Genomic DNA, 3,362 nt, shown 5'->3' on the forward strand with positions numbered 1-3,362 from the left:
TCGATATCGACTGCACCATGCACATCACTATCGGCAAACACATTGCCACGGCTGGTGATCAGAATGTCAGGATTTGCGGCGTAGCGCTTTTCGCTCTTCTGATAATCACGCACTTCGCTGTGAATGCCGTGAGATTGAGCGCTTTTGAATCGCGCATTGCTGCTGTCATCAGTGCTGATATCGGCACTGGCCAGACCGCTGGTGGCGAGGGCAAACGCTGCCAGGCCGTGAGTCATGAATGACTTGATCATCTTTCTATCCTCCGTTCATTTTCACTATCGAGTTGCCATGAAGTGACACATCATTGATCACTTCATGTACTGCGTATATCCAGGCGGGATATCTATCAGAGTTGATAATTTATATTACCCACGTGAACAATTATCAAAGACTATCAACAAGCACTACCCACAAGGATGCGGCTTACGATGGCGCGATATTCAGGCTTGCCCATGGCGGGACCCTTCTACGTCATCGTACGAGGCACGTCGCTGCGCGGGATGACTCCCGACAGATACCGGCCATTCAGGAAGGGTCAGACCGTCGTTTCACTTCGCGACGAGGTATCACCTGGCGATCAGTGTCAGTGACACTGCTTTACGACTGGCTTGTTCACGCTTTTAGGACTTCGAGCTATTGCTACTTCTGTTCAGGCCTGACTGCTGCTCATGACGACACTTGCTGCGGGGACACTTGAGTCAGTTGCTGCTATGCGTGGTCACGAATCAGAGCGGGGCTAAAACAATCTGAATCAGACAATCTGGCTTAGACAATCTGAATCAGACGCTTTCGCTCAGAGCATGCTGGACGCGAGTCGCGGAAACGCTCTTGCCAGCATCGTTGGCGAATTGCTGGGAGTCGGACGCCAGTGTCTCGCGCTGACCTTCGATCGCAGCATCGTTCAAGGAGCTTTCGACACGGCCCGCGGCAACGCTCATGCCGGTATCGGCAAAGGTGGCTTGCTCGGCGGCGGCGGACTGGGCCTGGCCGTGGATGCTGGATTCGCTGAGCGCAGAGCGCACCTGAAGGTCAGCGACGCTGTCTGCAAAGGCAGCACCGGTGGCAGCAACGGAAAGCGCGGTGGCGGCGATGAGGGTATTGAGCATTTTCATGAAATATCTCCAGTGAAATCTTTGTTCGGGTCAACCGGGCCAACTGGGTCAAAAAGGTCAGCCAGGTCGCAAGCAGAGTCCTTGTTCGCTGCCGTCAGCGTGACGGCGCGACGCATCAGGCGTTGTCGTTCAGGGCATGCTCGACACGTGACGCGGCAACGCTCTTGCCGGAATCATTGACGAACTGCTGGGTGTCGCGAGTGACCTGCACCTGCTGGCCCTTGATGGTCTGGCTGTTCAGCGCCTGCTCGACACGGCTCGCCGCAACGCTCTTGCCTGCATCGGTGATGGCCTGCTGCTGAGTGGCTGCCTGCTGGGCCTGACCGTGGATCACGGATTCACTGATGTTGGCGCGAACCTGCTGGTCGGCAACGCTATCGGCATTGGCGACGCCAGTGGCGGTCACGGACAGGGCAACGGCGGCGATAAGGGCATTGAGGGTTTTCATGAGATGACTCCAGAAAAAGTGAATAACGAATAGATAAAAGGGAGATCAGTGCTGCTGTGGACCCGGGCCTGGGGCCATGAATCAGGACCTTCAGACTCAGGCGTTGTCGTTCAGCGCATCTTCAAAGCGTGATGCCGCGACACTCTTGCCGTTGTCGTTGCTCAGGCTCTGGCCGCGGGAGACGGCGTGCGTCTGTTCACCCTTGATGGTGTCGGCGTTCAGGGACTGCTCGACACGGTTGGCAGCGGCACTCATGCCGGACTCGGCAGCATTCAGCTGCGTCGCGGCGGGCTGCGCCTGGCCGTGGATGACCTGTTCGCTCAGTGCGGCACGCACCTGGGCATCGGCAACACTTTCATCAGCGGTGGCAACGCCGGTGGCAGCAATGGAAATGGCAGCGGCGGCGATCAGGGAAGTCAGGGTTTTCATGATAATTCTCCAGAAATGGGCAAGGTCGAATGTCAGGTGAGGCGATGTTCGGGGGTCACCGAGTTGTCAGTGTGACCCGCTCTGCTTCAGGCGTTGTCGCTGATGTGCTGCTGAACGCGGCTAGCGGCGACGCTCTTGCCCTGATCATTGACGGTGGCGTTGGCTTGGGACACGGCAGCGGTATCGACGCCGCGGATGTGGTCAGCATTGAGCGCCTGCTCAACGCGACCGGCAGCAACGCTCATGCCCGTTTCGGAGAAGCTCTGCTGGCTGGTGGCAGCCGGCTGAGTCTGGCCCATGATCTGCTGGCTGCTGATGGCGTTCTGGACGCGCACGGCGGCAGGGCTATCGTCGGCTGCGAATACGGAGGTGCTGGCAGTGGCGATGGCGACGGTAGCGATCAGAGTCTTGAGGGAAATGTTTTTCATGGTGTATCTCCTGGTCCTGGTGCGGATGCTTCCGCTTTGAGTCGTTGTCAGTCAGTGAAGGAGTGGTTTGCTGACCCCTGTCCGGGTCCTGGCCTTCACTGACTGTGGTGCGTGCTGCGTCTCGATGATTAACAGACTAATGGTTATGCTGCATTCAAACTAGCCGTGCAACTGGAAGCTCACTGTTTCTCTTTGAGCAACGCCACTGGAAACGAACGGCCTTCCCCAGCGCTTGCCCCTCCTGCCCCTCTCATCACCCATAAAGCTATTGCAGCGGTTCTGAAAAAGACTTGTACAACATGGAGAGTGCAAGAATTCCTTGTTTGCGTGCTGGCCCATCCCCTTGAGCGGCGCTTCGGCCTGGCAGATCACTATCGACTTTGGTTGAGGAAGACAGTGTCTCGCCCACCACCTTGGTCGAACATGCTGCACGCTGCAGGGTGTGTCTTGCTGTGCTGATGAGTTATACGTCGCCACAGCAGAACTGGATGCCACAAAAACAAGAAAATGCGTATTTTTCTTTTTGCTTTGGCTGAGACGCCTGAAAACAGCGTCCAGCAGCAAGAAATTGTGCACATCAATCTTTACGAATATTCATTGACCGATTGTTCAAGGTGTGGATTCTGCCCCTCACACTGTCAGTCGGTGACGTCTTGCCCACTGATGTCGAGAAGATTCATGTCGCTTGACAACCAAGAGCTCGAGGTCAATACCGCCTCATCAGCCCTGCATATTTGCTGCAACGTTGATGGAGTGCATTGTGAACCTCGCGAGCCGCGGGATATATCCCCGCGCCGGAACAGGATTGATTCCCCCAGCGAATCAATTCAGCGCTCTTCCAACCCAGACTGAAGCACCCTCACCCACCCACGCGAAGTAATCTCAACGTTTTCAATCGCTTAGGCGACCCACGCAACGATGTCAAAATGATGACAGCCTGGGGAC

Annotated in this window: 5 protein-coding genes; all 5 read right to left on the bottom strand. The window is 56.2% G+C overall.

Features of this window, described 5'->3' with window-relative positions:
* Positions 1–251, bottom strand: a 251-nt coding sequence (locus tag AC4FAH_RS11460; RefSeq protein WP_490246063.1) for a hypothetical protein, incomplete at its 3' end; no start/stop codon positions are given.
* Positions 252–779: 528 nt separating this feature from the next.
* Positions 780–1,112: a hypothetical protein gene (locus tag AC4FAH_RS11465; protein WP_215824133.1), complete on the bottom strand. Its 333-nt coding sequence runs from the start codon at positions 1,110–1,112 to the stop codon at positions 780–782.
* A gap of 115 nt (positions 1,113–1,227) precedes the next feature.
* Positions 1,228–1,560 (bottom strand): hypothetical protein, encoded by a 333-nt coding sequence (locus AC4FAH_RS11470; RefSeq protein ID WP_287020414.1) that lies wholly within the window; start codon positions 1,558–1,560, stop codon positions 1,228–1,230.
* 96 nt (positions 1,561–1,656) lie between these two features.
* Complete coding sequence (locus AC4FAH_RS11475) at positions 1,657–1,989, bottom strand: hypothetical protein (RefSeq protein WP_043335406.1); 333 nt, start codon at positions 1,987–1,989, stop codon at positions 1,657–1,659.
* Between the two features lie 86 nt (positions 1,990–2,075).
* Positions 2,076–2,417: a hypothetical protein gene (locus AC4FAH_RS11480; RefSeq protein WP_107335218.1), complete on the bottom strand. Its 342-nt coding sequence runs from the start codon at positions 2,415–2,417 to the stop codon at positions 2,076–2,078.
* Between the last annotated feature and the right edge of the window lie 945 nt (positions 2,418–3,362).

It is taken from the genome of Cobetia sp. (assembly GCF_983723665.1).